Raw genomic sequence first — 25,943 nt, 5'->3', positions numbered from 1 at the left:
GAATGCCGCCCTGTCACGGCGGAGGTCGCGGGTTCGAGTCCCGTCCGGATCGCAACTACAATATCAAAGTAGTCAAAATACTGTAAAATGCATATTTTACAGTATTTTTTTTTGTGTACGCATGTAAATTAAATGTTAGAATATCTCAAAACGGAAGATTTGTATTTTGAATAAAAATTTACGTATGCTATTAAAAATATTAATAATAATTATTATCTTCGCTCGATAATAAAACCACCAAATGTTGAATTAATGAAAAAGATACTTTAGGTTTATTTGTGTATGGGGAATGTTTTTAAAATCAGGGAGGTAAGATATATACCCAGGTGGTCGGTTTTTCTTATTGATATTTCAGTCATTTTTTTTTCAGTTTTAGTTTCATATTTTCTTTTGAATAGTCTAGAAGTAAAACTTAACTTCATTAAGTATCAAAAGGAAAAGATATTTTCAGTGGTTCTTATTAATATTTTGTGTATAGTTATTTTCAAAACGTATGCAGGAATTATCAGACACTCTACTTTTTTTGATTTCTTTAAAATTGTATGGTCTTCAGGAAGTGCTCTTATTGTCTTGCTGGGGCTGAATTTCATATCGGAACTGATATTGGGTAAACCAGTATTTTTATACCCTGTTCTTTTTTTATTTTTCTTTATCTCAATTTTTCTGATGTTCTTTTTCAGAATGATAACAAAAGAACTTTTTGGTGTCTTAGATAGTAAGGGTACTCCATCCAAAGCCAGAATTGCTATTGTAGGGGTAGAGGATACTTCTGTGTCATTAGCAAAGGCTATTATTCATAATCCCGATCATCCATATCAGCTGGCAGGATTTCTTAGTGCAAGATCGGATTCTAAAAAAGCAATGTTGCTTGGTCATAAAATTTATAATAAAAAGAAATTTCTTAAGAGCGATAATCTTAAAGAACAGTTTGATGCGGTTTTAATCAAAGATGTGATGACTAAGCAAGAGATAGAAGAATGGACTAGCTTTGCATTGGATAAAGGATTGAAAGTATTAAAAGCACCGGTAACCAATATAATAAAAGAAAATCATAAAGTGGAAGACATTCGTCCTCTTCAGATTGAGGATTTACTGAACCGTCCGGCAATTAAAATAGAGAATGATGAAGTAAAATCTTATCATGTTAATAAAAATATTCTGGTAACCGGAGGAGCCGGATCTATAGGAAGCGAAATTGTAAGGCAGGTTGCTCAGCTAAATTCATCGCTTATTGTAGTCGTAGATCAGGCAGAATCTCCTTTATATGAGTTGCAGCTTGATTTACTAGAAAAATTCCCCAATCAAAGGTTTAAATTTATACTGGCGGATATTTCAAACTATTCCAGAATGGAAAAATTGTTTGATGACTATCAGTTTTCAATAGTGTATCATGCAGCAGCATACAAACACGTACCTTTAATAGAAGATAATCCGCATGAAGCTATTTTTGTAAATATCGGAGGAACTAAGAATGTAGCGCTATTATCAAAAAAATATGATGTCAATCGTTTCGTGATGATATCTACGGATAAAGCTGTAAATCCCACTAACGTAATGGGTGCTTCCAAAAGAGCTGCTGAACTTTTTGTGCAGTCTTTACAAAATTCTTCAGATAATGCAACAAAATTTATAACAACACGTTTTGGAAATGTATTAGGTTCCAATGGCTCTGTAATACCGCATTTCAAAAAACAAATTGAAAAAGGAGGTCCGGTAACAATTACTCATCCCGATATTATTCGTTATTTTATGACGATTCCGGAGGCTTGTGAATTGGTACTTCAGGCCGGAACAATGGGGCAGGGAGGTGAAATTTATGTTTTTGATATGGGGAAACCGGTTAAAATTCTGGATTTGGCGGAAAGAATGATAAAATTATCAGGATATACTCCGGGTATTGATATTAAAATTGATTTTATTGGTTTAAGACCTGGTGAAAAGCTGTATGAAGAACTTTTAACAGATAATGCTACAACAATTCCAACGCACCATGAGAAAATCATGATATCAAGAGATCCATTAATGAAGTTTGAAGATATAGAGAATTTGAGCACACAAATTATTCTGTCAGCAATGAATAAAGATAGTTTACAGATTGTGAGAATATTAAAAATTATTGTTCCTGAATTTATAAGCAATAATTCGGAGTTTGAAATTCTTGACTGCGTATCTTAGTAAAAGTGTATGACGGAAATTAAAGTATAAAATCCGTGAAAAAAATAATATAGAATAATAATTTAGCAATTTTAATTCCAAACGGAATGAAAATTGCTAGAGAATGAATTAATTTAAATATACAGATTAAAATACGCTTCACATAAGTAAATATCCTAATAAATATAGTAAATTATGTGTGGTTAGCTTTCTTACAATAATTATCTTAAATTTAACTCAGATAAATTTTAAATAATAACACAAGTAGACTTAGAATAAATAACATATGAATAAAAAGATTATTACATATATAACCCTTTTGTCGGTTATTTTATTATCATGCCGGCCGAAGCAGAATATGGTATATATGTCAAAAAATAATATGGAAGAGGAGGTTGCTAAAGCAAAATTTCAAGGCTTGCATATTCAGGAAGGGGATGTACTTTTAATTCTTGTTTCTGCACTTGATGAAATTGCTGTAAAACCTTTTAACTTAAATACTGCAAACAAGGTTGGCAGCGACGGTGGTAGGGGAATTAACCAATATGTAGAACCCAGTCAATATCTTGTCAATGAAGAAGGTTATATCTCTTTTCCGGTTTTAGGAAATGTGTATACCAAAGGAATGACACAGATACAATTGAAACAGGAACTTGAATCACGTCTTAAGAGATATCTGACAGATCCATTGGTAACTATAACCCTTAAAAACTTCAATGTAAGTGTTTTGGGAGAGGTGAAGGAACCGGGACAGAAAGAAAGTGTCTCTCAAAAAATCAATATTTTTCAGGCACTCGGACTTGCAGGTGATATGACGGATTTCGGAGACCGTACTCATGTTAAGCTTATTCGTACCGATGATAGCGGGACAGACCAGATTGTTAATATCGATCTTACAAGATCTGATATTGTGAGTTCGCCATACTACTATATGAAGCAAAATGACATATTATATGTACAGCCTGACAAAAACAAGCAGGTTCAGGCTAACTCGAATCCGAACAGAGCCCTTACATTCCAGATTATTGGTGCTTTACTGACAGCCGGTACACTTATTATTGCTTTAACTCGTAGATAAAATATGCAGCAGATAGAATTTCAGGAAAGTGAAGAATCGTTGGATTTAAGAAAGATCATTGGAAAGTATTTAGTCAAATGGCCTTGGTTTATAACATCTATCTTATTATTTGTTATTGTAGCCTTCATATATTTAAGATACACTGTACCTCAATATGAATCGATTACTACTTTAAAATTTGATAAGAAACAGTCTGATTTAACAGGCGCATTAATTGATCTTGATAACTTAGGACTTGGTATAGGAAATGCAGATGAACTTAAAAGTGAAGTGGCTGTAGTAAGCTCCAGACCTATTCTGATGAAAGTTGTTGAAAACCTGAATCTTAATATACAATATTATAATTCCGGCGAAATAAGAGATTCCGAATTATTTACCAAAGTTCCCATTGTTGCAAAAATTATTTCTTATAATAATACCAAAAAATTTGTTTCTTCCCAATACATGGTGAAAGAGGTAAACGGAAACGAATTTGTTTTAGAAGATAAGGAAAGCAAAAAAGTAAAGGGGGTTTTCGATAAAAATCTAGCACTTGATTTTGGAACTGTAGTTCTTCAAAAAGTTCCGGGTCTTACCTTTAAAGATAAATATAAAATTGTCTTTTGGAATCCTATAGAGAAGATAAAATCTTTGGAAAAAAAGATTCAGGTTGACCTTCCGGATCAGAAAGCTATGCTGATGGACATTAAGATTGTAGGAACTGTTCCCGAAAAATCAGAAGCCATTCTTAATGAAGTAACAAAACAGTATAATCTGGATGGGCTAAGAGATAAAAACTTACAAGCTCAAAATACGCAGGAATTTATCGATAAACGATTAGAAGTTATTTCACGGGATCTTTCCGGAGTGGAGAATCAGAAGGAAGATTTTCAGAACCGTAACCAAATCGTGGATTTGGAGGCTCAGGCTCAGCTGGCACTTCAAAATACAAATGAAAACACAAAGCAATTGCTTCAGCAGCAAACACAGCTGGATCTTCTTAACTCACTTCAAAATGAAGCTTCAAAAGGAGATAATCAGCTTATGCCTTCAAATTTAGGGCTTAATCCTGGTTTGGAACAGGCAATTTCACAATATAATACTCTTGTTATCACCAGAAATAAAACTTTGAAGCAGGCAACCAATGAAAACCCTGCTGTGATAGAAATGAATAAAGAAATTTCTTCACTAAAAGAAATTGTGAGAGATAATATCAGTCAACAAAAAGCAACGATTCAGGCTTCTATTGCGCAGATAAACAGCCAGATTTCCACGAGTACAGGAATGATTGAAAAAGTTCCTGGACAGTCGAAAATCTACAGAGGTATCGAACGCCAGCAGAATCTTAAAGAACAGCTTTTCCTTTTCCTTTTACAGAAAAGAGAAGAAAACGCGATCAATCTTTCTGTTAATGTTCCGAAAGCTAAAATTGTAAATCCTGCTTACACTGATGATATTCCGGTTTCGCCTAAGAAAAACATCATTCTTTTGGCTGCTGCTATATTAGGATTAATGATACCGCTTGTGGTGTTCTATCTTTTCTTTATGTGGGATGATAAAATCTACAACCGTACAGATATTTCAGAAAATTCATCTCTTGGGGTACTGGCAGATATTCCTGCTCTAAAAGATGATCAGCTTCACCTTGTACAAAAAAATGATTTCTCAGAATTGGCTGAAGCATTCAGAATATTGGTTTCCAATCTGAAATTTTTACTTCCTAAGAAAGATTCGGCGAAAGTCATATTGGTAACTTCTTCAGTGAAGGGAGAAGGAAAAACATTGGTTTCAGTGAATCTTGCTCTGACATTGGGAAGCAAAAACGGACGATCATTGCTAATTGGTTCGGATATTAGAAATCCGCAGATACAGAGATATGACGATGAACGTGTTAAGAATGCTGGTCTTACGGAATATTTATATGACGAAACGATAGATTTAGAAGATCTTATCTATACTTCAGATACCAATCCTGAGTGTGATGTAATTTATGCAGGATCCATTCCTCCAAATCCTCAGGAGCTTCTTTCCAACGGTCGTTATCAGAAGCTTATCAGTGAGATGTCGTCCCGTTACGAATATATTGTGATCGATTCTGCTCCGCTGATGCTTGTGTCAGATACATTGAGTATTTCTGATACAGCCGATGCTTCTTTATACGTACTGAGATCAGGAGTGTCAAGAAAAATATTACTAGATTTTGCAAATAAACTGGTTAAAGAATCAAAAATATCAAACGTCTCTTTCGTGATCAACGATGTTTCTAAAAATGTTGGTGGTTATGGCTATAACTATGGCTACGGTTACGGATATACAGCTGATAAGAAGAAAAGCTGGTGGCAAAAGCTTTTTTAATAAGTAATCAAATTATCTTCAAAAATAGACATAAAAATAAAGTAAGAACACCATAAAATATGAATATAGAAAATAAAATAGGGGTAATAGGTTTAGGTTATGTAGGGTTACCTCTGGCTCGTTTATTTGCAACAAAATATTCCGTAGTTGGTTTTGATATCAATCAGTCCAGAATTGTAGAATTGAATAACGGAAAAGATTCTACCCTGGAGGTAGAAGATGAAATATTGCAGCCGGTTTTAGTAAAGGAGAATCCATTTTCAAGTTCATCAAAAGGATTGCTTTGCACATCTGATATAGAAGATATTAAAGAGGCTAATATCTATATCGTAACTGTTCCTACACCGGTAGACAAACATAGTCGTCCGGATCTGACACCTTTATATAAAGCGTCTGAAACAGTAGGGACAGTACTGAAAAAAGGGGATGTTGTTATTTATGAATCTACTGTTTATCCCGGCGTTACAGAAGAAGAATGTATCCCTGTGCTTGAAAAAGTTTCGGGATTGAAGTTTAACAAAGATTTTTTTGCAGGATATTCTCCTGAAAGAATTAACCCGGGAGATAAAGAACGTACCGTAGAGAAGATTTTAAAAGTAACTTCAGGTTCTACACCGGAAATTGGTAAAAAAGTAGACGAATTATATAAATCTGTAATTGCAGCGGGTACACATTTGGCACCAACTATCAAAGTAGCTGAAGCATCAAAAGTGATCGAAAATTCACAACGTGATATCAATATTGCTTTTGTGAATGAGCTTGCAAAAATATTTAATCTCCTGGATATTGATACACATGCAGTTTTGGAAGCAGCAGGCACGAAATGGAATTTCCTGAAATTCAAGCCCGGACTGGTAGGAGGACACTGTATAGGGGTAGACCCTTTCTATCTTGCCCAGAAAGCGCAGGACGTTGGATATTATTCTGAGCTTATCCTTACAGCAAGAAGGCTGAATGATTCTATGGGACAGTTTGTAGCTTCTGAGGTGGTAAAAACAATGATTAAGAAAAGAATCAACATTACGGATGCCAAAGTGCTTAATCTTGGAATCACCTTTAAAGAAAACTGTCCGGATGTAAGAAATACGAAAGCCGCAGATGTTATCAATGCGCTGGAAGATTATTCTATCGAAGTTACAACGTACGATCCTTGGGCCAATCCAGAAGAAGTAATGCACGAATATGGTATTAGATCTGCCAATTCTCTGGAAGATGTGAAGGAAAAATTTGACGCAGTCGTTCTCACAGTTTCTCATGATGAATTCCTGAATATTGATCTTTCTCGTTATCTGAAAGAAGGAGGAGTTGTATATGATGTTAAAGGAATTTTAGATAAATACGATAATCGTTTATAAAAAATAGAGAATGAAAATAGCAGTCGTAGGAACAGGGTATGTAGGTTTGTCTAATGCTGTCTTATTGGCCCAACATAATGAAGTTGTAGCGTTAGATATTGTTCAGGAAAGAGTAGAATTGCTTAATTCTAAAAAATCTCCTATTGAAGATGAAGAGATCAGCACGTTTCTAAGTACTAAACCACTTAATTTTAAAGCCACTTTAGATAAAAAGGAAGCTTACGATAAAGCCGAATATATTATTGTTGCCACACCCACAGATTATGATCCCACCACTAACTATTTCGATACAAGCAGTGTCGAAAATGTAATAAAGGAAATTGCAGGGTATAATTCTGAAGCTGTAATTATTATTAAATCTACAGTTCCGGTGGGTTATACAGTAGAGTTAAAAAGCAGAATGCATTTAGATAATGTGGTATTTTCTCCTGAATTTTTGAGAGAAGGCAAAGCTTTATATGATAATTTATATCCTTCTCGAATTATTGTCGGGGAGCAGAGCGAGCGAGCAAGGGTTTTTTCAGAATTACTGAAAGAAGGTGCGGTAAAAAAGGATATTCCGGTTTTGTTTACTAATCCTACCGAAGCGGAAGCCATTAAATTGTTTTCAAATACTTACTTGGCATTGCGAGTAGCTTATTTTAATGAATTAGACAGCTATGCGCAGATCCATGAACTGAATACCCGCCAGATTGTAGAAGGTGTTGGGTTGGACCCAAGAATTGGTTCGCATTATAATAATCCGTCTTTTGGATACGGAGGATACTGCCTGCCTAAAGATACCAAACAACTTTTGGCAAATTATAACGCTGTTCCCAATAATATTATCCAGGCAATTGTAGATGCAAACAGGACCCGTAAGGATTTTATAGCAGATTCTGTACTCGCCAAAAAACCAAAAAAGGTAGGTGTTTACCGTCTTATCATGAAAGCCGGTTCAGACAATTTCAGAGCATCTGCCATACAGGGAGTAATGAAAAGGATTAAAGCTAAGGGAGTAGAAGTGGAAGTGTTTGAGCCGGCACTTAATGAAGAGTCTTTTTTCGGTTCCAGAGTAGTAAAAGATTTAGAACTTTTCAAGAAAGAATGCGATGTAATTATTTCTAACCGCAATGCATCGGAACTTGCTGATGTACAGGAAAAAGTGTATACAAGGGATCTATTTGGTAATGATTAAAAGTAAATAAATTGTCAAGTACAAAAAAGATCGCAAAAAATACAATATTACTCTACATAAGGATGATCATCAATATGGGGATCTCCTTATATACTTCACGGATCATTTTACAGAAGTTAGGAGTAGAGGATTTTGGAATATATAATTTAGTGGCTGGGGTAGTTGTATTATTTTCTTTTTTAAATAATGCTATGACAAGTGCTACGCAACGATTTTTAAATATTGAATTAGCTTCAAATAGTAAAGAAAAAGTTAATAGAGTTTTTTGTATGAGTCTCAATATTCATATAATTATCTCAATTATCGTATTGATTTTGTCGGAGACTATTGGATTGTGGTTTTTAAATTACAAATTAAATATTCCGGTTAATCGCCTTAATGCAGCGAATTTTGTATTTCAGTTTTCTATTATTACAACAATAATTAATATCATTAGAATACCTTTCAATGCTACCATACTCGCGAATGAAAGAATGTCTTTCTATGCCTATCTGGGTATAGTAGAGACTATACTAAAACTAGCTATTGTATTTTTATTATCTCTTTTTGTTGAATATGATCAGCTAATAGTTTATTCATTTTTACTATTATTGGTCAATCTTATAATTAATGTAATTTATAAAATTTATTGCTATACGAACTTTAAGGAAGAAACTGCTTACCATTATTTTTCTGACAAAAAACTATTCAGAGAATTATTATCTTTTTCTGGTTGGAGCTTATTCGGACAAGTGGCCGTTTTAAGCTCAACACAGGGATTGAATATGATTATGAATATATTCATCGGTGTAACTGTAAATGCAGCCTTAGGTATTGCGAATCAGGTAAACAGTGTTTTATATAGTTTTGTTTCCAATATGCAGGTAGCATTTAATCCACAAATTACGCAAAGTTATGCTTCGAATGATTTGGAAACACATAAAAGATTAGTACTAAATACTTCGAAATATTCAGTATTTCTATTTTTAGTTTTATCAATACCAATTTTATTACATACAGAATTTATTTTAAAATTATGGCTTGGTGTTAATTTACCTCAATATCTTGTAAGCTTCACTCAGATCGTTATCATGGGCTCTATCATTAATGCTATAGTTGGGCCATTTTGGATGTCTGCTAATGCAATTGGAAATATTAGAAATTATCAATTAGGTGTTTCATTGATATTATTGTTAAATCTTCCACTGGCATATATATTCTTGAAATTTGGTTTTTCTCCTGTATATATTATGAGTTTAAACGTTATTTTGAATTTATGCACATTCGTGTTTCGGTTTCTTTATGTTAACCATAAATTGAAATATGAACTGCCAGATGTACTACTGTATTTTAAACAAACCTTCCTGATTATTTTCTCTTGTTTTATTCTGGTATGGCTCATAAAAAAAGTAGATTTTAATAGCTACTTTTTTGCAATATCTTCAACCATTGGTGCTGAGATTATTTTGTTGGGATTAATTATTCTTATTGGTATTAAGCGGGAAGAGTATTTACAGGTTAAGAAAACAATCATAAAAAAAATAAAGAAATAAATATGGATTTATTTAACAGAATAAAAAATAAAGCAAATTCAATTATCAATAATATACAGAATAATGCCATAGTAGATAAAATTGCTGATGAGATTACTAATTGCAAGTCAAAGCGGTTATTTTTATTTCAAACTCCTACCCATACTAATATTGGAGATCATGCTATTGCTGAAGGACAGCTAAAATTTTTTCAGGAAAATTTACCCGGGCATCACATCTTTGAGATCAATCAGTCTCAAATGAAGTATTTTATAGAAAAGTACAGAAATACTATTCATCCTGATGATTTGATATTTGTTCATGGCGGTGGCAATTTTGGGAATGAATATATGAGGGAAGAAAATTTAAGGAGAATGGTAATTCAAAACTTTCCTGAAAATAAAATTATACTGTTTCCACAAACGATCTATTATTCAAATGATCAGATTGGTGAAACTGAATTAAAAAGAACACAGGATATTTTTGGAAAACATAAAAATTTGATTTTGACAGCCAGGGAGGAAAAATCATTTGAATTAATGCAAAAATATTTTCCAAAAAACAAAGTAATTCTGACTCCCGATATTGTTCTTTACACTGAATATAGTTTTGAAAATGAGCGGGAATATGCATTGGAAGTAATCAGAAATGATCAGGAATCAATATTAACAGCAGATGATAAAGATAAAATTACCCAAATCTTAAAAGAAAGATTTGACAAAATAATTAATTCTGATATGCATTGTGATAAAATAACAGATTTAGATATAAAATCTGTTAGAAAGAAAATATTGACTAATAAGCTATTACAATTTTCTAAGGCAAAGATAGTGGTCACTGACAGATTACACGGAATGGTTCTTTGCATCATCACAGGAACACCATGCGTGGTTTTTTCGAATTATAATCAGAAAGTTATAGGAACTTACAACTGGATTAAGTATTTAAAATATATCAAGTTTGTTAAAAATGTAGAGGAAGCAAACACAGCAATAGATGAGTTATTGAGTAATGATAACTATGAGAAATATAATCCTCAGGAGATAAGGAAGTTTTACCTACCATTAATAGAGAATCTAAATGAATGATGTTTTTTTATCAATAATTGTCCCAATATATAATGTTGAAAATTATATAGAGAAATGTATTGCCAGTATAGTACAAAATACTTCTGCTAATTTTGAACTGATCTTGGTAATTGATGGATCTCCAGACAATAGCATCAGTATTTGTAATAAATATAAAGAAACGGATAAAAGAATTGTCATCCTGGAAAAAGAAAACGGGGGGCTTTCTGATGCCAGAAATGCTGGATATAAAATAGCCAAAGGGGAATATATTTGGTTTGTTGATGGAGATGATTATATTGAAAGTGAGAGTATTGACATTTTTTTTAAAAAAATCAATAAAGAGACAGATATTTTCTTATTTAATTATCAGGAAATTTATGAAAATAAAATTGTCAAATTTGAAAAATTTGAAAATGAAAAAATGATCAGTGGCCACGATTTGCTGTTAAAATACAATAACTATGGTGTTCAGGCATGGACACAGATCTATTCAAAAAAATTCTTGGATCTTCATAAGATCATATTTGAAAAAGGGGCCATATATGAGGATGTATTATTTAATACTCAGGTTTATAGTAAAAACCCTTCAATGCAGGTTATTGACAATATCTTTGTAAATTATGTACAGAGGGGAGAGTCAATCATGAAAAAAAAACAGACTATAAAAAATGTAGAATCAGTTTTAAAACTTTTAGAACTCTATAATAAGAAAGATATAATAGATTTCTTTCCGGAAAAGTTTATCATAAACAGGCATCATTATTATTTTACATTGCTATTCAATTTTTTACATAAAAGTAATATGAAAAAATCTGAAATTATCAGTCTGTTGAATAATATCAGTAATAAGAATTTTTTCATCTTTACAAGGCAATATGATTCGTTTATTGTAAGATATATTAAAACAAAACTATTTCCTTCCAAATCGGTTTTTATTTATAAGAATTGGAATTTTATTTTCCTTCTGGTAAGATTCGATAATTTGATTAATAAATGAATTATTTAAAGAAAAATATAACCCCAATATTAATTATTTCACAAATATTTGGTTTATACGGTGGTATGTTACAAGCACCGAGAATTCTTGCTATCCTATTTTTACCCTTATTAATAAGGGATTTAAATAAAAAACTGATAAAAGGGAAGGAGTTTCTATTGTTTTTCTTTTCTTTTATTATGTATTGTGTATTATCAATGTTATTTTTAACATTTAATAATGACCAATCCTTAAAAGAGTTTGCATATGCATTAATAAATTTCATCATCTTCGTTGAAATACTAAATTTTAGCAAGTATTTAAGTTTAAATAAACTGATCAATGGCTGGGTTATATTTGTATTACTAAGTATTCCAATTGCACTTATAGAAATTAATTTCAATTTACACTTTTCCAATTCTAAGTTTGGAGATGATATGGTGTTAGGAGGACTGGGAACTATTAGAAAATACGCCGCTATTACTTTTGGAAATTATAATTTGTATAATCACCTTTTGGCAATTTCATTCCCTTTTATTTTAGCCAAACTTAAGTTTATTTCAAGCAAGTTTTTTAAAATACTTTATATCCTTTTTATTTTAGCAATCGTTTGGGTTGTACTGACTAATGCAAGCCGCGGAACGATGCTGTGCTTATTAATATCTACAATTATATATATAATTTTTTATTCCAGTAAGTCAATAAGCAAAACCATTATTTATACATTCATTTCGATAATAGCATCTTTTGCAGGTTATATATATGTAATGAATAATGCATCATTTTCTTACTTAAAGACGAGAATCGAACAAAAAGGACTGGAAGACAATTCCAGAAAGGAAATGATTAATGTTGGTATCGACATGTTTATAAACTCAAAATTTTTGGGTGTCGGAGCTGGGAATTTTTCTGAGACAGCTAGTAAAATGACGAAAAACCCTATCAGGGTACCCCATAATTTATTTATAGAATTACTTTCTCAATATGGGATTATTGTCTTTGTTGCATTTCTTTTATTGTTATTTAAAATTTTTAATCCCAAAAGGATTTTTAAAAAGCGGGAAATTCCAAACTATATTTTATTAGGATCATTACTCGTAATGCCATTGGCGTTTACAATTAATAGTGTTTATTTAAATAATCCTTACATGTGGATTTGGCTAGCAAGTCTTTATTGTATATCATCATTTTATAAAACGACAACTAAAAATGTTAATTGATTATATAGATAGAAAATATTCATCGTTAAGAAAAATTACTAGAGCTCAGTCTTTAGCGAGATTTTCTATAAGAAAGTTTTCAAATTTTGTCTTTCCGATATATCTTAAAAACACTAAAAAAGAAATAGTACTACCCGAAAAAACGTCGGAAAATATTGTCGTCTCATTAACAACATTTCCGGGAAGGATATCCAAATTATGGATGGTTATAGAATGTATGTTACGACAAAGTCTGATGCCGAACAAAATTGTATTGTATTTGGCAAAAGATCAATTTCCGAATGAGTTGAAAGATATACCGGATAATTTGATAGGCTACTATAAAAAGAAGCAATTAGAAATAAAATTTGTTGAGGAAGATCTCAGGTCTCATAAAAAATATTACTATGCCTTTAAGGAATATCAGAACGACGTTATCATAACAATAGACGATGATATTTTTTATCCGTCCAATATCATTAAAGATTTAATGGATTTACATAAAAAATTTCCTGATACAATTTGTTGTCATAGAGCACATAAAATTGTGAGAAATGATGATAATACAATAAGCAAATATTATAAATGGAAAAAAGTCTTCGGAAATTATGGACCGACATTTGATCTATTTCACACAAGTGGGGGAGGAACCTTATATAAGAGTAATTTTTTTAATGAAGAAGTTCTGAACAAAGAGGTATTTGTCAGCTTATGTTTTATGGCAGATGATGTCTGGCTGAATATGATGGCTCAGTTGAATAAGACAAAGACTGTGAAATCCAGTTATTTTTCAAACTTAATTCCCATTGAAAATAAAAATTCACTTTTTAAGTTAAGTCAGGAAAACGTTGCAGATGGAGGTAATGATAAGCAGTTACAGAATCTGATTCAAAATTATAATATTGATAATTATGAAATATTTAGGTGATTTTATAAAGCTTAGTGTAGTATTATTATTTAGCTTTTCGTTTGCTCAGCAAAATAGAGTAAGCAGATATAATGCAGATATGCAGACATCCAAAAGTTACGGTCTGCAGAAAATGGAATTGTTATCGGTCAGTAAAAATACTTACGATTTCATGGCATTGGGATATTTTATCAATGCCAATAACAATATGTATCTTAAAACAAAAGATAAAAAATATATTGATATTAATATTTCTGTTATAAAACCAATTCTGATTGATACCAATTCAAATACCTCATATCAAAAAAATGGTTGGGTGATGAATGTAAGAAAAGACAATCAGAATGCAAAAGTGAACGGACAGGAACATTTAATTTCAGAAGGATATTTTTTCAGATACATCGGTGAGTTTTTGGATATATTAGCCAAGAATAAATTGTATACAAATTATCAGCCGGTGATAGAAAGTGGTTTAAAATACTCTTTCGATAAATGGAAAGCCAGAAGCTTTAGCCAGTACGGAGATTATTCTTTATTTTTTCATCAGAGGCTTCATACAGGAGCCAATTGGGCAGTTGTTGCGTTATATCTTATGAAGTATGATGAATCTGATAAAAATTCATATTCTACATTTGTGAATCAGTTTGATAAGCAGCTAAAAAAAGCATTGGTTTTAAATAAAAGCGTAGGTAGTGTTTTGTATTATACATGGAACAGTACGTATCCGGATGCTTTTTGTAAGGCGTTGCAGAAAATTAAGAATTATAAGCCGGTTGTACAGGATGTGTCACATGGAAATCATGTCGTATTATATTTACTAAAGGCAAAAGAATTGGGAAATGCCAATTGGGCCGACTTTAATTTCACTTACCTCTGCAATACCCTGAAGCTTAAAATTCTGAAAGGAGACAGTATTGCCGATAATGTAGATGGTACTACAGATCCAAGTGTAAAGAATACAGGATGGAAAATATCCGATGGCTGGATAAAACTTATCTATTTTGATACAAGTTTATACCCATTAGTTGAAAAAAACCTTTCAAATTACAGTAATAGAATTAAAAATTCATCTTTAGAGCTGCAGTTTAATTCAATTTATCCATAATGATACTTCATATTACAAACGATTTTAATTTAACTAAAGTACATAAAGAATTGTACTCAAATTTGGATAAATTAAATATTAAACAAAAGATCTTTATACCATTAAGAAACAATAAACAGATAGGAAATAATCATTTTGATAATCAAGCTTCTGAATTTGTTTATTCAAAAAAAATAAACCTGCTTCATAGAGTATTGTTTCCCTATAAGATTTTATATCTATATAAGAGCTTATTAAAGAAAATAAACGTAAAAGAAATTGAATTAACGCATGCAACGACATTGTTTAGCGATGGAGCCATAGCTTTTAAGCTATATAAAGCACATAAAATACCATATATCGTCGCTGTAAGAAATACTGACATCAATTTTTATTTCCATAAAAGAAAAGAATTAATTCCAATAGGATTAGACATTTTAAAAAATGCTAAAAAAATAGTCTTTATAAGTGAGTCCAATAAAAATGCTTTTTTAGCCTTAAGACCAATACAGAAAATTAAGGATGATATATTACAAAAAATTATTGTCATCAATAATGGGATTAATGAATTTTGGCTCAATAGGAAGAAAAACTATAATCCTATTGAAAATAAGTATGATTTTTTATTCATTGGCAGATTTGATAAAAATAAAAATACTGAAACTTTAATTGAAGCTTTATCAGAAGTAAGAGAAAATAAAAAAATTCCTATACACCTGCATCTGGTTGGTGGCACGGGAGCTAGGCATCAAAATGTAATGGATAAAGTAAAATCATCAGACTGGATTATTTATCATGGGGAGATTTTTGATAATAAGAATCTTGAAGATATTTTTAATTCAGTAGATTATTTTTCAATGATTTCACATACTGAAACATTCGGCTTGGTCTTTATTGAGGCACTAAGTCAGGGAAAACCACTTTTATATACAAAAGGGCAGGGAGTAGATGAAATGTTCCCTTTTGAAATAGGAGAGAAGGTAGATTCAAATAGCATCACAAACGTAGTAAAGCAAATACAAAAACTTATTAATAGTCGATATGATGCTATTAATGCTATCGATTTTGATACATTTTTTTGGCCTACCATTGCTGAAAAATATAAACAACTATATAAAGAATTGCAATGAGAAAGTGTTATTTCTTCTTATTATATATTTTGAGATTACCTCTTAATTATATTAAAAATAATCATATTCATTCTACAACTAGAATTTCTAATAATAGTAAAATTTCAAATTCTAAAATTGGTAAATGTTGCTATATAGCATGTAATACAGTGATGAATAATGCCGATATAGGAAATTATTGCTCAATTGCTGCTGGTGTTCAAATTGGAGGAATGGAGCATGCTTTTTGGTGGCACTCTACATCAACTTTTTTGAGCAACAAAGCAATATCCAACAAAAAAACCAATATAGGTAATGATGTTTGGATTGCTGCAGGATCAATAATAAAACAAGGAGTTACAATTGGAGATGGCTCTGTAATAGGAGCAATGTCTTTTGTAAATAAAGATGTCCCTCCAAATACCATAGTTTTCGGAAATCCCGCAAAGGTATTTAAAGAAAGAATGAATCCTGAATTATTCAAAAAGTTGCAAGAATCTAAGTTTTGGCTCGAAGATCCAAATGAAGCAAAAAAACTACTAGAAAATATATAACAATAATGAATATATTATACATCCACCAATATTTCGTAACTCCTCAGGAACCAGGAGGAACTAGATCGTATTGGATGGCACAAGAACTTATTAAAAATGGGCATAAAGTGACCATGCTCACGTCATCATCCAAATTCTCAGAGAATATTAAAGTGGTAAAAGTTGACGGTATTGATGTCATTTACATAAAAGAAGACTATGACCAGAACATGAGTGTTTCAAGAAGATTAAAGGCTTTCTTAAAATTTATGTACAAATCGTCTGTAGTAGGATTGAAACAGAAAGATATCGATTTGGTAATCGCCACATCTACGCCTCTTACAATAGGTATTCCGGCACTTATATTAAAATGGTTTAAAAAGAAGCCTTTTGTTTTTGAAGTAAGGGATCTCTGGCCGGAGGTGCCTATACAGATGGGCGTCATAAAAAACAGTTGGACTATAAAAACAACCCGCCTGCTGGAAAAAACGATTTATAAAAATGCTTCCCGTGTTATTGCACTTTCTCCCGGTATGCAAGATGGAGTAGTAAAATATATTCCAAAAGAAAAAACATCAATGATTCCAAATATGGCTAAAATGGACGAATTCTGGCCCAGAGGAAAAAACGATCAACTAATGGAAAAGCTCGGGTTAAAAAAAAATTCCTTCAAAATAGTTCATTTTGGGTCTCTGGGATTGGCAAATGGAGCTCATTCAATTATTGAATCCGCCAAATTATTAAAAAATAGAGAAGATATAGAATTTCTGTTTGTAGGAGGAGGTTCCACCGAAAAAGCTTTGGTAGATGAAGTAGAAAAAAACAACCTTAAAAATGTGAAATTTCTCGGAAAATTCCCTATGAATGACGTCTCTGAGATTGTTAATTTTTCGGATGTTTCTATGATTTCTTTTTTGGATCTCCCGATTTTGTATACCAACTCTCCAAACAAATTGTTCGATTCATTGTCTGCAGGAAAACCGATTATGGTAAATTCTGCCGGATGGACTAAAGATATAGCTGAAAAATACCATTGCGGATATTATGTAAACCCAAACCGTCCGGAAGAGCTTGTACAAAAAGTACTCTATCTGAAAGACAACCCTGAATTGGTAAATGAAATGGGACAGAATGCAAGGAAACTGGCTGAAACGGTTTACGACAAATCTATTTTGTGCAAAAAATTTGTTGAAGTTATCGAACAAACAGAATGAATGATCAAGAGAGAACAGATTGCTATGTTCAAAAAAAATATTAAAAGTATTATACACGCGAAATCTCTAATTGAATGGTACAGAGAACTTACCATTTTAGAATTTAAGTAACAGGAATGTTGATCTTGTGTGTGCTTATAATCAACTTTCTTAAATTTTCTAAATAAAAAATAATAAAAAGGTATTTAATAGCAACTATATCTTATTTTTTTGTATTTGACAATCTGTACCTTAACAATTACTGTGAAAGAAAAGAAATAGGTTTCTTTGGAGAAGCTAAAAAAAGCTATATATTTGCACCAGTTAAAAAGCACGCTGCTTAAAAAATGATCCGGTAGTTCAGCTGGTTAGAATGCCGCCCTGTCACGGCGGAGGTCGCGGGTTCGAGTCCCGTCCGGATCGCAAAAAGTCTTCTAGAAATAGAAGACTTTTTATTTATTCCCCCAACTTTTGCGCTTGATCCACTATAACTCCTCATTTACAGTGATAAAGCCTCCGTTTTTTTACGGTATTTTTAAGAATGTCTTTTAGGATTCAAATTTAGGTCTGATATTTGTACTGGGTAGCCAAACTAAATGGCCGATTTATTTATGAAAAACATATCTGTGAAAAAATCCTTTTTTTATGTCTGCTTATGCGCTTTTTTGCTTGTTTCCTGTAAAAAGGAAATAGAAAAAATAAGTGATACTTTTAAGGATACCGTTTCTTCTTCAGAAGTTCCGGAGGTTGAAAAAGATTCTATAAAGAAAGATTCTGTTCCTGTAGTAAAAAAAGAATCCGTTCCACCTGTTATGCAGGAGAATGGTTTTTATAACGCTTTTGTTCTTCCCAAGGATAAAAAAATGCGTGATTCTATTTATGCAGAATTCAGTAAAAAATATAGTGTAGAGGAAAGAACTGCTATTTTAGCCTTAAACCGATTAGATTCTAAAAGTAAATGGAATGCCGACACATTGGTTGTTCCTGCGAAAATAGATACAACATTGATGGCATATTCACCGTTTCCCATGCAGCTGGATGTATTGAGCGGAGTGAAAAAGTTTGTCATCTTCTCATATCCTATACAGGCTTTTGCTGTATATTCTAATGGAAGTCTCGTGAAATGGGGACCTACAAGTATGGGTAAAAAAGCAGCTCAGACCACAAGGGGACTTACTTTTGCCAACTGGAAAAAGAAACTGGCTATTTCTACCGTGAGCAGTGAATGGAAACTTCCTTACAATTTTAATATTCACAATATAGGAGGGATCGGATGGCATGAATATACGCTTCCCGGATATCCTGCTTCGCACTCATGTTTACGATTGCTGAGAAAAGATGCCCAATGGCTGTATTCCTATGCAGATACCTGGATTCTGAATCCCGGAGGTGCTACCACCAAAGCCAGAGGTACAGCAGTAATGGTATTCGGAGATTATAAATGGGGTGGAAGAAAACCATGGAGAAATCTTTTGGACGATCCTAATGCCAACAATATTTCTGTTGAAGAACTTACAAAACTTTTAGAGCCGGATGTCCCGAAAATGCTTAAAGAACAAAGCAACAGAGAAAAAGTGGCGGATTCTATCAAAGCGGCAAAAGCATCAGCAGTACCTATTCAGAATGAAAAGCCTGTAGAATCTCTGTCTAATTAATTTTCTTTTCAAACTGTAAAGTAGATTCTTCTGCAAATTTTCTAAGATTAAGCATTTCCTCTTTACCTTTATATTGCCCGAATCTAGCAGCGATATAAGTAAGAAGAATAAAAAATAACATGATAAAAGAAGCGCTCAATGCCCAAGGGTATTCGGCGCTTTTTATTTGCTTTTCTACGTAATACATGGTGAAAAAGGTCATCCAGAGAATAGAAAAAGAAAAATAAAGGAACATAAAGAATGTCCACACTGCAGAACTTGGACCAAACACGCCTCGTATTACCGTATGCTCATCTTCCATTTCTATTCGTAAGGCAAGACGGGGTTTCCAGTAATTATCATATTCTGTTTTTACCCAGATGGTAGCCACTTCTTTATTGATGTTGCCAGAAAACTCATCTTTATGCACTTCCATATATTTTTTCAGATTTTCAGCATACTCTTCTTTGGTAAGGTGAGTAAACATTTTAAATCTGGGCCTCGTTCTTATTCTGTCTAAGGTGGTTTCTTCGGTATTCATATTTTTATTCTTGATAAGGAATAGGGTCTTGAAGGGTGAAACTTAATATGAGCTTTTCATTTTTCCTTTGAATAACCATAGTAATATTTCGGCCTTCATTAGATTTCATAAGCTCTACAATTTTCTCCAGTGTCATCTCAGAAGTAGGGTCTCCATTAATACTTAGAATTCTGTCTTCCTTTTTCAGGCCTGCTTCATATGCCGGAGAGTCTTTTCTTACTCCTGCAATAGAGAATATAGGCTTCAGACTGAATTTATAACGAAAAGCTTCTTTATAAACTTCATTAACTACTTTAGCTGATTTTTGAGTTTCAATATTTATTCTGTCTTGCTGCCATTCCAGCCCGTCCTGCTTGAAGTCCAATCCGCTCATATTAAAGTGAAAAGGATCCTTAAAGTATCTGTTTCTTTTCAAATATACCTTTTTATTGGGATAATCAAAAATTACTGTAAACCTGCGCATAATTTCATTGCCTACAGATCCTTTTCTGTTTTCTACTAAATTGACGTGTTGTATAGAAAATTCATCAGGCATAGAAGTAAGAGGTTTTTCAAACTTAAAATTTCCAAGGTAAAAATTATGGATACGACTTCTTTTACCATAAATATCTCCATTGAAACCGCGGCCAAGAAAATCATCAATATTAGGTCTGTTATAAACAAAATTTTTAATAAGCGTGGGGAAGAGCCATATAGCATCACTGTTTCCAAGATCAATCAGTAATTTTGAGTCTTTCTTTTCATTTGTCATTTCTACCCCTGCATACAGATAGGGCTTATCTCTTTCAATAGTAATGGGGAATTCTTCAAATTTTCTGATTTTCTTTTCTAAAAGAGAAGCATCTTCAAATACCGTTATTTTCTTGGAAGAATAGTCGATATAAATAGGATGGTTTTTGAAGAAATGATAGCCAATCACTCCATTTACGGGAATTCCTACGTGAGGCGAAATATTAAATTCTTCATCAATAATGATATAAAGAGACATAGAGGTATTGATTATCCCATCACCTATTCTGCCCAGATTACGTTCAGACTTCAGCCCATCAATACTTAAACTTCCCCCAAGTCCGGAAAATTTTACTTTTTCAACATTGCTTAGCTTCACTTCTTTATTTTCCAGGCTAAAAAGAATGGTTTCAGAAACTCCCGTATCCAGAAGAAAGGTAAGTTCTGCACCATTAATATTAATAGGAATAAAGATAAGATTGTTGATAAACTGAAATGGGATAACCGCTTTTTTAGTATTGATCAGTTCAAAAGTATTCTGGGCACTTACAAAAATGCTAAGCAATAATCCCAGTAAAAACAATCTAAATTTCATTTACTGAATTTAGTGAATTTATCTATATGATAATAAAAAAAACATTCCAAAACCTGAAATGTTTATATAAACTACAATAAAGTAGTGTTTTTTGTTGAATTTATTTTAAAGAAGTCTTTTTACTTTGAAAAGAAGTCCATCAAATCCATATAATTCTTCTGATTAACACCATGTCCGCTCATATACTCTCTGAATGTAAAGTAACAGCTGAGATCATAAAGCAGATCTGCTGCTTTTCTTCCCCATTCAAGTGGGATTACAGCATCATCCGTACCATGAGAAATGAAGAAACGAAGTCCTTCCAGTTTCTTTTTATCTTTTACAATACCGTCCAGAATTTTTTCTTCGGGATAGCTGCTCATACAGGCAACACGATTGAAAAGCTCAGGATGTTTTAAAGCCAAAGCATAACATAATATTCCTCCCTGGCTGAAGCCGCAAAGATGAGCTTTGCTTTCCGTAAGTCCATAGTGGTTGATAATCTTCAGCATACTTTCCAGAACAGCATGTAAAGATTCATTGGCCTGGGGAACATCAATGAAATTTTCGGGATCATTAAAATTGATATCATACCATGAATATCCTTCAAACTGAGTATCACGCGGAGCTCTGAAACTTACAATAATCCAGTCATTGGGTAGCGTTTCTCTAAAACTGAAAAGATCCTGCTCATTGCTGCCATAGCCATGAAGCATAAAAAGAATGGGAGTTTGGGAAGTCATATTTTCCGGCTCTCTTACTAGATAATCTAAATTCATGCAGCAAAGATAATTAATTTACCTACAGAATCTTAACTTTTGTTGTTCATACAATGAACTTCTGCTGCATGATGATTTATGTGTAATGATTAATTCTTTAGAGTATATTTTTGAATTTTCAGGAGAATTTTTATTTTTATTGATTTGATATTATTTGGAAATATTTATTGGAAAATTTTCATAAAAGTTATTTTTATATTAATAAAAAACTTATATTTGAAACATTAAAAAATCTATTTGGAGAAATGAAGCAATTTTACAATTCAAAAAGTTTACTTAGACTTTCTTTTTTATTCGTTTTATTATTTTCTGTAATCACCGTTGTCAATTCTTGTAAAAAAGATGATGATGAAGAATTTCAGGATCATGTGGTGCAGTTCGAAGTGAAGACAACTGCCGGAGGAAATATTATAAGTGTTGTAACACAGGTAGGTACAACTAAAACAGATATATTTAACACTCCGCAGTCTCCTGTAACTTCACCCTGGACAAGTGGAGAGTTCTTTGTGAATTCCAGCCAGGCACAGCTTAATCTTGATGCTAACGCTTCAATGCCGGATGATAATTCTGAATTGACAATCACTCTTTACATTGATGGTGAGGTAGCAAGAACAGTGAAGAAGAAAGGGAAAGGTGTATTGGTTGCTTCTATTGATTACAGTTTCTTAGAGCCTTAAATTACTTTAACATTATAAAAAGAATCCGTCTCACAACCAATTTGTGAGACGGATTCTTTTTATATGTTGTTTTTAAGATTAATCTACCTTTACAATGAAGTAGCTTTTCTTACCTTTTTGTAATAATAAGAACTTACCATCGATAAGGTCTGTTTCATTAGCTGTAAAAGTATCATTTACTTTTTGCTTGTTGACAGAGATTGAATTTCCTTTAATCTCTCTTTGAGCTTCACTCTTGGATTTTAAGAATCCCGATTTTTCAGAAAGAAGATCAATAATATTTATTCCCAAAACATCAGCTTTTGCCATTTCTTTTTGAGGAACCCCATCAAAAACTTCAAGGAAAGTTTCCTCATCAAGGCTTACAAGATCTTCAGCAGTAGAACGTCCGAAAAGAATTTCAGAAGCTTTCAGTGCCTTTTCATATTCTTCTCTTCCATGTACCCAAATGGTAACTTCTTCTGCAAGTTTCTTTTGTAATTTTCTTTCGTGTGGAGCTGTTTTGTGCTCTTCAATTAAACCCTCAATTTCTTCTTTTCCTAAGAATGTGTAGAACCTGATAAATCTTTCAGCATCTTCATCAGTAGCATTCAGCCAGAACTGGTAGAATTTGTAAGGAGAAGTTTTCTTTTTATCCAGCCAGTAATTTTCACCGCTTTCAGACTTCCCGAATTTGGAACCATCTGCTTTGGTAATCAAAGGAACTGTTAATGCAAACGCTTCACCCTGAGCTTTTCTACGGATCAATTCTGTTCCTGTAGTGATATTTCCCCACTGGTCAGAACCTCCCATCTGCAGCTTTACATTATTGTTTTGATATAAGTGAAGGAAATCATATCCCTGGATGAGCTGGTAAGTGAATTCTGTAAAACTCATTCCGTCTGCACCGGATTCTCCTGAGAATCTTTTCTTCACAGAATCTTTAGCCATCATATAGTTGACCGTGATATTCTTTCCGACATTTTTAGCAAAATCAAGGAAAGAAATATTCTTCATCCAGTCGTAGTTGTTCACAAGCTCAGCTTTGTTAGGCTCGTTTCCTTCAAAATTAAGGAACTTTGAAAGCTGATTCTTTAAACAGTCTACATAATGTAAAAGAGTTTCCTCATCCAGGAGATTTCTTTCAGCAGATTTTCCGGATGGATCACCGATCATTCCTGTTGCACCTCCTACCAGCGCAATCGGCTTGTGGCCATGCAGCTGAAAGTGCGCTAAAATTTTTATCTGGATAAGACTTCCGATATGTAAAGAATCGGCGGTAGGATCAAAACCAATATATGCAGTAGTTACCTCTTTATTCAGTTGTTCATCGGTTCCTGGCATCATATCGGCAAAAAGACCACGCCATTTCAGTTCTTCTATAAAGGAATTCATTGATTTTTAACTTTAAAATTTTAAGTTGCAAAGATAGTAAATTCAGAAGTATTAAGGATAAAAAAGCAAAAGGACGAAAGAGCAGAAATGTAAAATAAAAATATAACAAAACTTTTACCTCATTACTTTGCAAATAGAGGGGCTTTCCCTTTTATCGCTTTGTTTTTCGACCCAAATAATCTATATTTGTTATTAATGAACGACGAACAGCTATTCCTGCTCATCCAGAAGGCCAAAGATAAAGACCAGAAGGCCCAGACTAAGCTCATCAATGTTTTTTGGGTGGATGTCTTCTCCTTTGTCATGAAGAAAGTGAGAGATGAAAATGATGCCGATGAAATTACAGTAAACGTTTTTTCAAAAGTATTGTCGAAACTGGATATGTTCGATCCTCATTTCCAGTTCAAAACCTGGATATTGACCATTGCTCAAAATACGGTAATCGATTTTTGGAGAAAAAAGAACCGGGATAACGAAGACGCCGTTGAAAATCTTGATGAGGTCAAAAATCAATATGCCAAATCACCGGAAGAACTTCTCATTTCTGAAGAAGAACAAAAGAAAATTATCAAAACCATAGAATCTCTGGATGCGAACTACCAGGACATTATCAAGCTGAGGTTTTTTGAAGAAAAAAGCATCAAGGAAATTGCTGAAGAACTGGGAATTTCAGTTGCCAATACTAAGGTAAGGGTAATGCGTGCCAAAAAAGTCTTAGCCGAGCTATTGAAAAATAATGAGTTTGATGATCATTAAGCTCAGAAAAATCAATCCTATTCAATAGAAGCCCGTTTACTAACAATATAAATTCAAAATTGGGTTTAGCCAAAACTTAAATATCACAACTTTTATTTAGAAATAGACTTCCTCTTTTGTTTTCGGAAGAAAAAGAAGGAGGGATATTTTTCTTATAATAATATTTTGAAGAGATAATTATACAAATGAAATTTGAATGATCAATTTCATCAATAGATCCGGTTGATGGTTTCCATTAAAAAATCCTTAACTTTGAACTTCAATTTTAGAAATGGAAAATTCAGTTCAAGACACTACCGTTCAAAAACCAAAATGGATCCGCGTAAAACTTCCTACCGGAAAGAATTACAGAGAGCTGAGAACTTTGGTTGATAAATATAAATTAAATACCATTTGCCAAAGCGGAAGCTGCCCGAACATGGGAGAATGTTGGGGGGAAGGTACAGCTACTTTCATGATTTTAGGAAATATCTGTACAAGAAGCTGTGGATTCTGTGGCGTAAAAACAGGAAAACCGCTTGATGTAAACTGGGATGAGCCTGAAAAAGTAGCAAGATCCATCAAATTAATGAAGATCAAACATGCCGTTCTTACTTCTGTAGACCGCGATGATCTGAAAGATATGGGATCTATTCTTTGGGGAGAAACAGTGAATGCTGTAAGAAGAATTTCTCCGGGAACTACGATGGAAACACTTATTCCGGATTTCCAGGGAATTACAAAACACCTGGACAGATTGGTAGATGTAGCTCCTGAAGTGATCTCTCACAACATGGAAACCGTAAAACGTCTGACCAGAGAAGTAAGAATCCAGGCAAAATATGAAAGAAGCCTTGAAGTATTAAGATATCTGAAAGAGGCCGGCCAAAGAAGAACCAAAACAGGGGTTATGCTTGGATTAGGGGAAACTAAAGATGAGGTTTTCCAGACGATCGAAGATATCAGAAATGCGAATGTAGATGTAATCACCCTTGGACAATATCTGCAACCAACTAAAAAACATCTTCCGGTAAAGAAATTTATCACGCCTGAAGAATTTGATGAGTTCGGAGATTTTGCAAGAAGCTTAGGATTCAGACACGTTGAAAGTTCTCCTCTTGTAAGAAGTTCTTACCACGCAGAAAAACATATTCATTAAAATACAGACCGTTCAGTAATGAACGGTTTTTTGTTTTTTTAGGTAGCAGGGATCAGGTAGC

General features: G+C 32.9%; 22 protein-coding genes and 1 tRNA gene. 19 read left to right on the top strand and 4 right to left on the bottom strand.

Features of this window, described 5'->3' with window-relative positions:
• Positions 1-282: 282 nt before the first annotated feature.
• The 16 genes from ACODR7_RS18755 to ACODR7_RS18680 all read left to right on the top strand — a co-directional run bounded on the left by ACODR7_RS18755 (position 283) and on the right by ACODR7_RS18680 (position 19,335).
• Positions 283-2,175 (top strand): polysaccharide biosynthesis protein, encoded by a 1,893-nt coding sequence (locus tag ACODR7_RS18755; RefSeq protein WP_488841452.1) that lies wholly within the window; start codon positions 283-285, stop codon positions 2,173-2,175.
• 346 nt (positions 2,176-2,521) lie between these two features.
• The gene (locus ACODR7_RS18750) at positions 2,522-3,232 is read left to right on the top strand and encodes a polysaccharide biosynthesis/export family protein (RefSeq protein WP_488841450.1); all 711 of its coding nucleotides are present in this window, start codon (positions 2,522-2,524) and stop codon (positions 3,230-3,232) included.
• A gap of 3 nt (positions 3,233-3,235) precedes the next feature.
• A complete protein-coding gene (locus tag ACODR7_RS18745; RefSeq protein WP_488841448.1) occupies positions 3,236-5,566 on the top strand; it encodes a GumC family protein in 2,331 nt (776 codons plus the stop codon).
• Between the two features lie 59 nt (positions 5,567-5,625).
• Complete coding sequence (locus tag ACODR7_RS18740; protein WP_488841446.1) at positions 5,626-6,921, top strand: nucleotide sugar dehydrogenase; 1,296 nt, start codon at positions 5,626-5,628, stop codon at positions 6,919-6,921.
• A 10-nt stretch (positions 6,922-6,931) separates the two neighbouring features.
• On the top strand, positions 6,932-8,098 hold the full coding sequence (locus tag ACODR7_RS18735) for a nucleotide sugar dehydrogenase (RefSeq protein WP_488841444.1): 1,167 nt from the start codon (positions 6,932-6,934) through the stop codon (positions 8,096-8,098).
• An 11-nt stretch (positions 8,099-8,109) separates the two neighbouring features.
• Positions 8,110-9,630: an oligosaccharide flippase family protein gene (locus ACODR7_RS18730; protein ID WP_488841442.1), complete on the top strand. Its 1,521-nt coding sequence runs from the start codon at positions 8,110-8,112 to the stop codon at positions 9,628-9,630.
• Positions 9,631-9,632: 2 nt separating this feature from the next.
• Entirely contained in the window at positions 9,633-10,697 is a 1,065-nt protein-coding gene (locus ACODR7_RS18725) for a polysaccharide pyruvyl transferase family protein (protein WP_488841440.1), read from the top strand.
• Positions 10,690-11,676 (top strand): glycosyltransferase, encoded by a 987-nt coding sequence (locus ACODR7_RS18720; protein ID WP_488841438.1) that lies wholly within the window; start codon positions 10,690-10,692, stop codon positions 11,674-11,676. The genes ACODR7_RS18725 and ACODR7_RS18720 overlap by 8 nt, the downstream gene beginning before the upstream one ends.
• A complete protein-coding gene (locus ACODR7_RS18715) occupies positions 11,673-12,875 on the top strand; it encodes an O-antigen ligase family protein (protein ID WP_488841436.1) in 1,203 nt (400 codons plus the stop codon). The genes ACODR7_RS18720 and ACODR7_RS18715 overlap by 4 nt, the downstream gene beginning before the upstream one ends.
• Positions 12,865-13,782: a glycosyltransferase gene (locus ACODR7_RS18710; protein WP_488841434.1), complete on the top strand. Its 918-nt coding sequence runs from the start codon at positions 12,865-12,867 to the stop codon at positions 13,780-13,782. The genes ACODR7_RS18715 and ACODR7_RS18710 overlap by 11 nt, the downstream gene beginning before the upstream one ends.
• Complete coding sequence (locus ACODR7_RS18705; protein WP_488841432.1) at positions 13,766-14,866, top strand: hypothetical protein; 1,101 nt, start codon at positions 13,766-13,768, stop codon at positions 14,864-14,866. The genes ACODR7_RS18710 and ACODR7_RS18705 overlap by 17 nt, the downstream gene beginning before the upstream one ends.
• On the top strand, positions 14,866-15,975 hold the full coding sequence (locus ACODR7_RS18700; RefSeq protein ID WP_488841430.1) for a glycosyltransferase family 4 protein: 1,110 nt from the start codon (positions 14,866-14,868) through the stop codon (positions 15,973-15,975). The genes ACODR7_RS18705 and ACODR7_RS18700 overlap by 1 nt, the downstream gene beginning before the upstream one ends.
• Complete coding sequence (locus ACODR7_RS18695; protein WP_488841428.1) at positions 15,972-16,508, top strand: CatB-related O-acetyltransferase; 537 nt, start codon at positions 15,972-15,974, stop codon at positions 16,506-16,508. The genes ACODR7_RS18700 and ACODR7_RS18695 overlap by 4 nt, the downstream gene beginning before the upstream one ends.
• A gap of 5 nt (positions 16,509-16,513) precedes the next feature.
• On the top strand, positions 16,514-17,701 hold the full coding sequence (locus ACODR7_RS18690) for a glycosyltransferase family 4 protein (protein WP_488841426.1): 1,188 nt from the start codon (positions 16,514-16,516) through the stop codon (positions 17,699-17,701).
• 328 nt (positions 17,702-18,029) lie between these two features.
• Positions 18,030-18,103 (top strand) — tRNA-Asp (locus tag ACODR7_RS18685).
• Positions 18,104-18,306: 203 nt separating this feature from the next.
• Positions 18,307-19,335, top strand: a complete 1,029-nt coding sequence (locus tag ACODR7_RS18680; protein ID WP_488841424.1) for a L,D-transpeptidase — start codon at positions 18,307-18,309, stop codon at positions 19,333-19,335.
• Here the strand turns inward: ACODR7_RS18680 and ACODR7_RS18675 are convergent.
• The 3 genes from ACODR7_RS18675 to ACODR7_RS18665 form a co-directional block, all read right to left on the bottom strand.
• A complete protein-coding gene (locus ACODR7_RS18675; RefSeq protein ID WP_488841422.1) occupies positions 19,328-19,855 on the bottom strand; it encodes a hypothetical protein in 528 nt (175 codons plus the stop codon). The two genes, ACODR7_RS18680 and ACODR7_RS18675, sit on opposite strands and share 8 nt — an antisense overlap.
• A 4-nt stretch (positions 19,856-19,859) precedes the next feature.
• Positions 19,860-21,179, bottom strand: a complete 1,320-nt coding sequence (locus ACODR7_RS18670; RefSeq protein ID WP_488841420.1) for a PDZ domain-containing protein — start codon at positions 21,177-21,179, stop codon at positions 19,860-19,862.
• Between the two features lie 119 nt (positions 21,180-21,298).
• A complete protein-coding gene (locus ACODR7_RS18665) occupies positions 21,299-21,937 on the bottom strand; it encodes an alpha/beta hydrolase (RefSeq protein ID WP_488841418.1) in 639 nt (212 codons plus the stop codon).
• A 245-nt stretch (positions 21,938-22,182) separates the two neighbouring features.
• On the opposite strand from ACODR7_RS18665, the gene ACODR7_RS18660 reads away from it, so the two are divergent.
• A complete protein-coding gene (locus tag ACODR7_RS18660) occupies positions 22,183-22,614 on the top strand; it encodes a hypothetical protein (protein WP_228402587.1) in 432 nt (143 codons plus the stop codon).
• A 78-nt stretch (positions 22,615-22,692) separates the two neighbouring features.
• On the opposite strand, the gene tyrS is transcribed toward ACODR7_RS18660, so the two are convergent.
• A complete protein-coding gene (tyrS, locus tag ACODR7_RS18655) occupies positions 22,693-23,988 on the bottom strand; it encodes a tyrosine--tRNA ligase (RefSeq protein ID WP_488841416.1) in 1,296 nt (431 codons plus the stop codon).
• Between the two features lie 195 nt (positions 23,989-24,183).
• Between tyrS and ACODR7_RS18650 the strand changes: the two genes are divergently transcribed.
• Entirely contained in the window at positions 24,184-24,744 is a 561-nt protein-coding gene (locus tag ACODR7_RS18650) for an RNA polymerase sigma factor (RefSeq protein ID WP_488841414.1), read from the top strand.
• Between the two features lie 271 nt (positions 24,745-25,015).
• Positions 25,016-25,882: a lipoyl synthase gene (lipA, locus tag ACODR7_RS18645; protein WP_076596790.1), complete on the top strand. Its 867-nt coding sequence runs from the start codon at positions 25,016-25,018 to the stop codon at positions 25,880-25,882.
• The last annotated feature ends 61 nt before the right edge of the window (positions 25,883-25,943 follow it).

It is taken from the genome of Chryseobacterium sp. FG46, assembly GCF_057809135.1.
This window is presented reverse-complemented; position numbering and strand designations above follow the sequence as displayed.

What these genes read in the sequence shown, in the direction of transcription:
- ACODR7_RS18755 (WP_488841452.1), top strand. Translation starts at nt 283, where the DNA reads ATGGGGAATGTTTTTAAAATCAGGGAGGTAAGATATATACCCAGGTGG.
- ACODR7_RS18750 (WP_488841450.1), top strand. Translation starts at nt 2,522, where the DNA reads ATGTCAAAAAATAATATGGAAGAGGAGGTTGCTAAAGCAAAATTTCAA.
- ACODR7_RS18745 (WP_488841448.1), top strand. Translation starts at nt 3,236, where the DNA reads ATGCAGCAGATAGAATTTCAGGAAAGTGAAGAATCGTTGGATTTAAGA.
- ACODR7_RS18740 (WP_488841446.1), top strand. Translation starts at nt 5,626, where the DNA reads ATGAATATAGAAAATAAAATAGGGGTAATAGGTTTAGGTTATGTAGGG.
- ACODR7_RS18735 (WP_488841444.1), top strand. Translation starts at nt 6,932, where the DNA reads ATGAAAATAGCAGTCGTAGGAACAGGGTATGTAGGTTTGTCTAATGCT.
- ACODR7_RS18725 (WP_488841440.1), top strand. Translation starts at nt 9,633, where the DNA reads ATGGATTTATTTAACAGAATAAAAAATAAAGCAAATTCAATTATCAAT.
- ACODR7_RS18720 (WP_488841438.1), top strand. Translation starts at nt 10,690, where the DNA reads ATGAATGATGTTTTTTTATCAATAATTGTCCCAATATATAATGTTGAA.
- ACODR7_RS18715 (WP_488841436.1), top strand. Translation starts at nt 11,673, where the DNA reads ATGAATTATTTAAAGAAAAATATAACCCCAATATTAATTATTTCACAA.
- ACODR7_RS18710 (WP_488841434.1), top strand. Translation starts at nt 12,865, where the DNA reads ATGTTAATTGATTATATAGATAGAAAATATTCATCGTTAAGAAAAATT.
- ACODR7_RS18705 (WP_488841432.1), top strand. Translation starts at nt 13,766, where the DNA reads ATGAAATATTTAGGTGATTTTATAAAGCTTAGTGTAGTATTATTATTT.
- ACODR7_RS18700 (WP_488841430.1), top strand. Translation starts at nt 14,866, where the DNA reads ATGATACTTCATATTACAAACGATTTTAATTTAACTAAAGTACATAAA.
- ACODR7_RS18695 (WP_488841428.1), top strand. Translation starts at nt 15,972, where the DNA reads ATGAGAAAGTGTTATTTCTTCTTATTATATATTTTGAGATTACCTCTT.
- ACODR7_RS18690 (WP_488841426.1), top strand. Translation starts at nt 16,514, where the DNA reads ATGAATATATTATACATCCACCAATATTTCGTAACTCCTCAGGAACCA.
- ACODR7_RS18675 (WP_488841422.1), bottom strand. Translation starts at nt 19,855, where the DNA reads ATGAATACCGAAGAAACCACCTTAGACAGAATAAGAACGAGGCCCAGA.
- ACODR7_RS18670 (WP_488841420.1), bottom strand. Translation starts at nt 21,179, where the DNA reads ATGAAATTTAGATTGTTTTTACTGGGATTATTGCTTAGCATTTTTGTA.
- ACODR7_RS18665 (WP_488841418.1), bottom strand. Translation starts at nt 21,937, where the DNA reads ATGAATTTAGATTATCTAGTAAGAGAGCCGGAAAATATGACTTCCCAA.
- ACODR7_RS18660 (WP_228402587.1), top strand. Translation starts at nt 22,183, where the DNA reads ATGAAGCAATTTTACAATTCAAAAAGTTTACTTAGACTTTCTTTTTTA.
- tyrS (WP_488841416.1), bottom strand. Translation starts at nt 23,988, where the DNA reads ATGAATTCCTTTATAGAAGAACTGAAATGGCGTGGTCTTTTTGCCGAT.
- ACODR7_RS18650 (WP_488841414.1), top strand. Translation starts at nt 24,184, where the DNA reads ATGAACGACGAACAGCTATTCCTGCTCATCCAGAAGGCCAAAGATAAA.
- lipA (WP_076596790.1), top strand. Translation starts at nt 25,016, where the DNA reads ATGGAAAATTCAGTTCAAGACACTACCGTTCAAAAACCAAAATGGATC.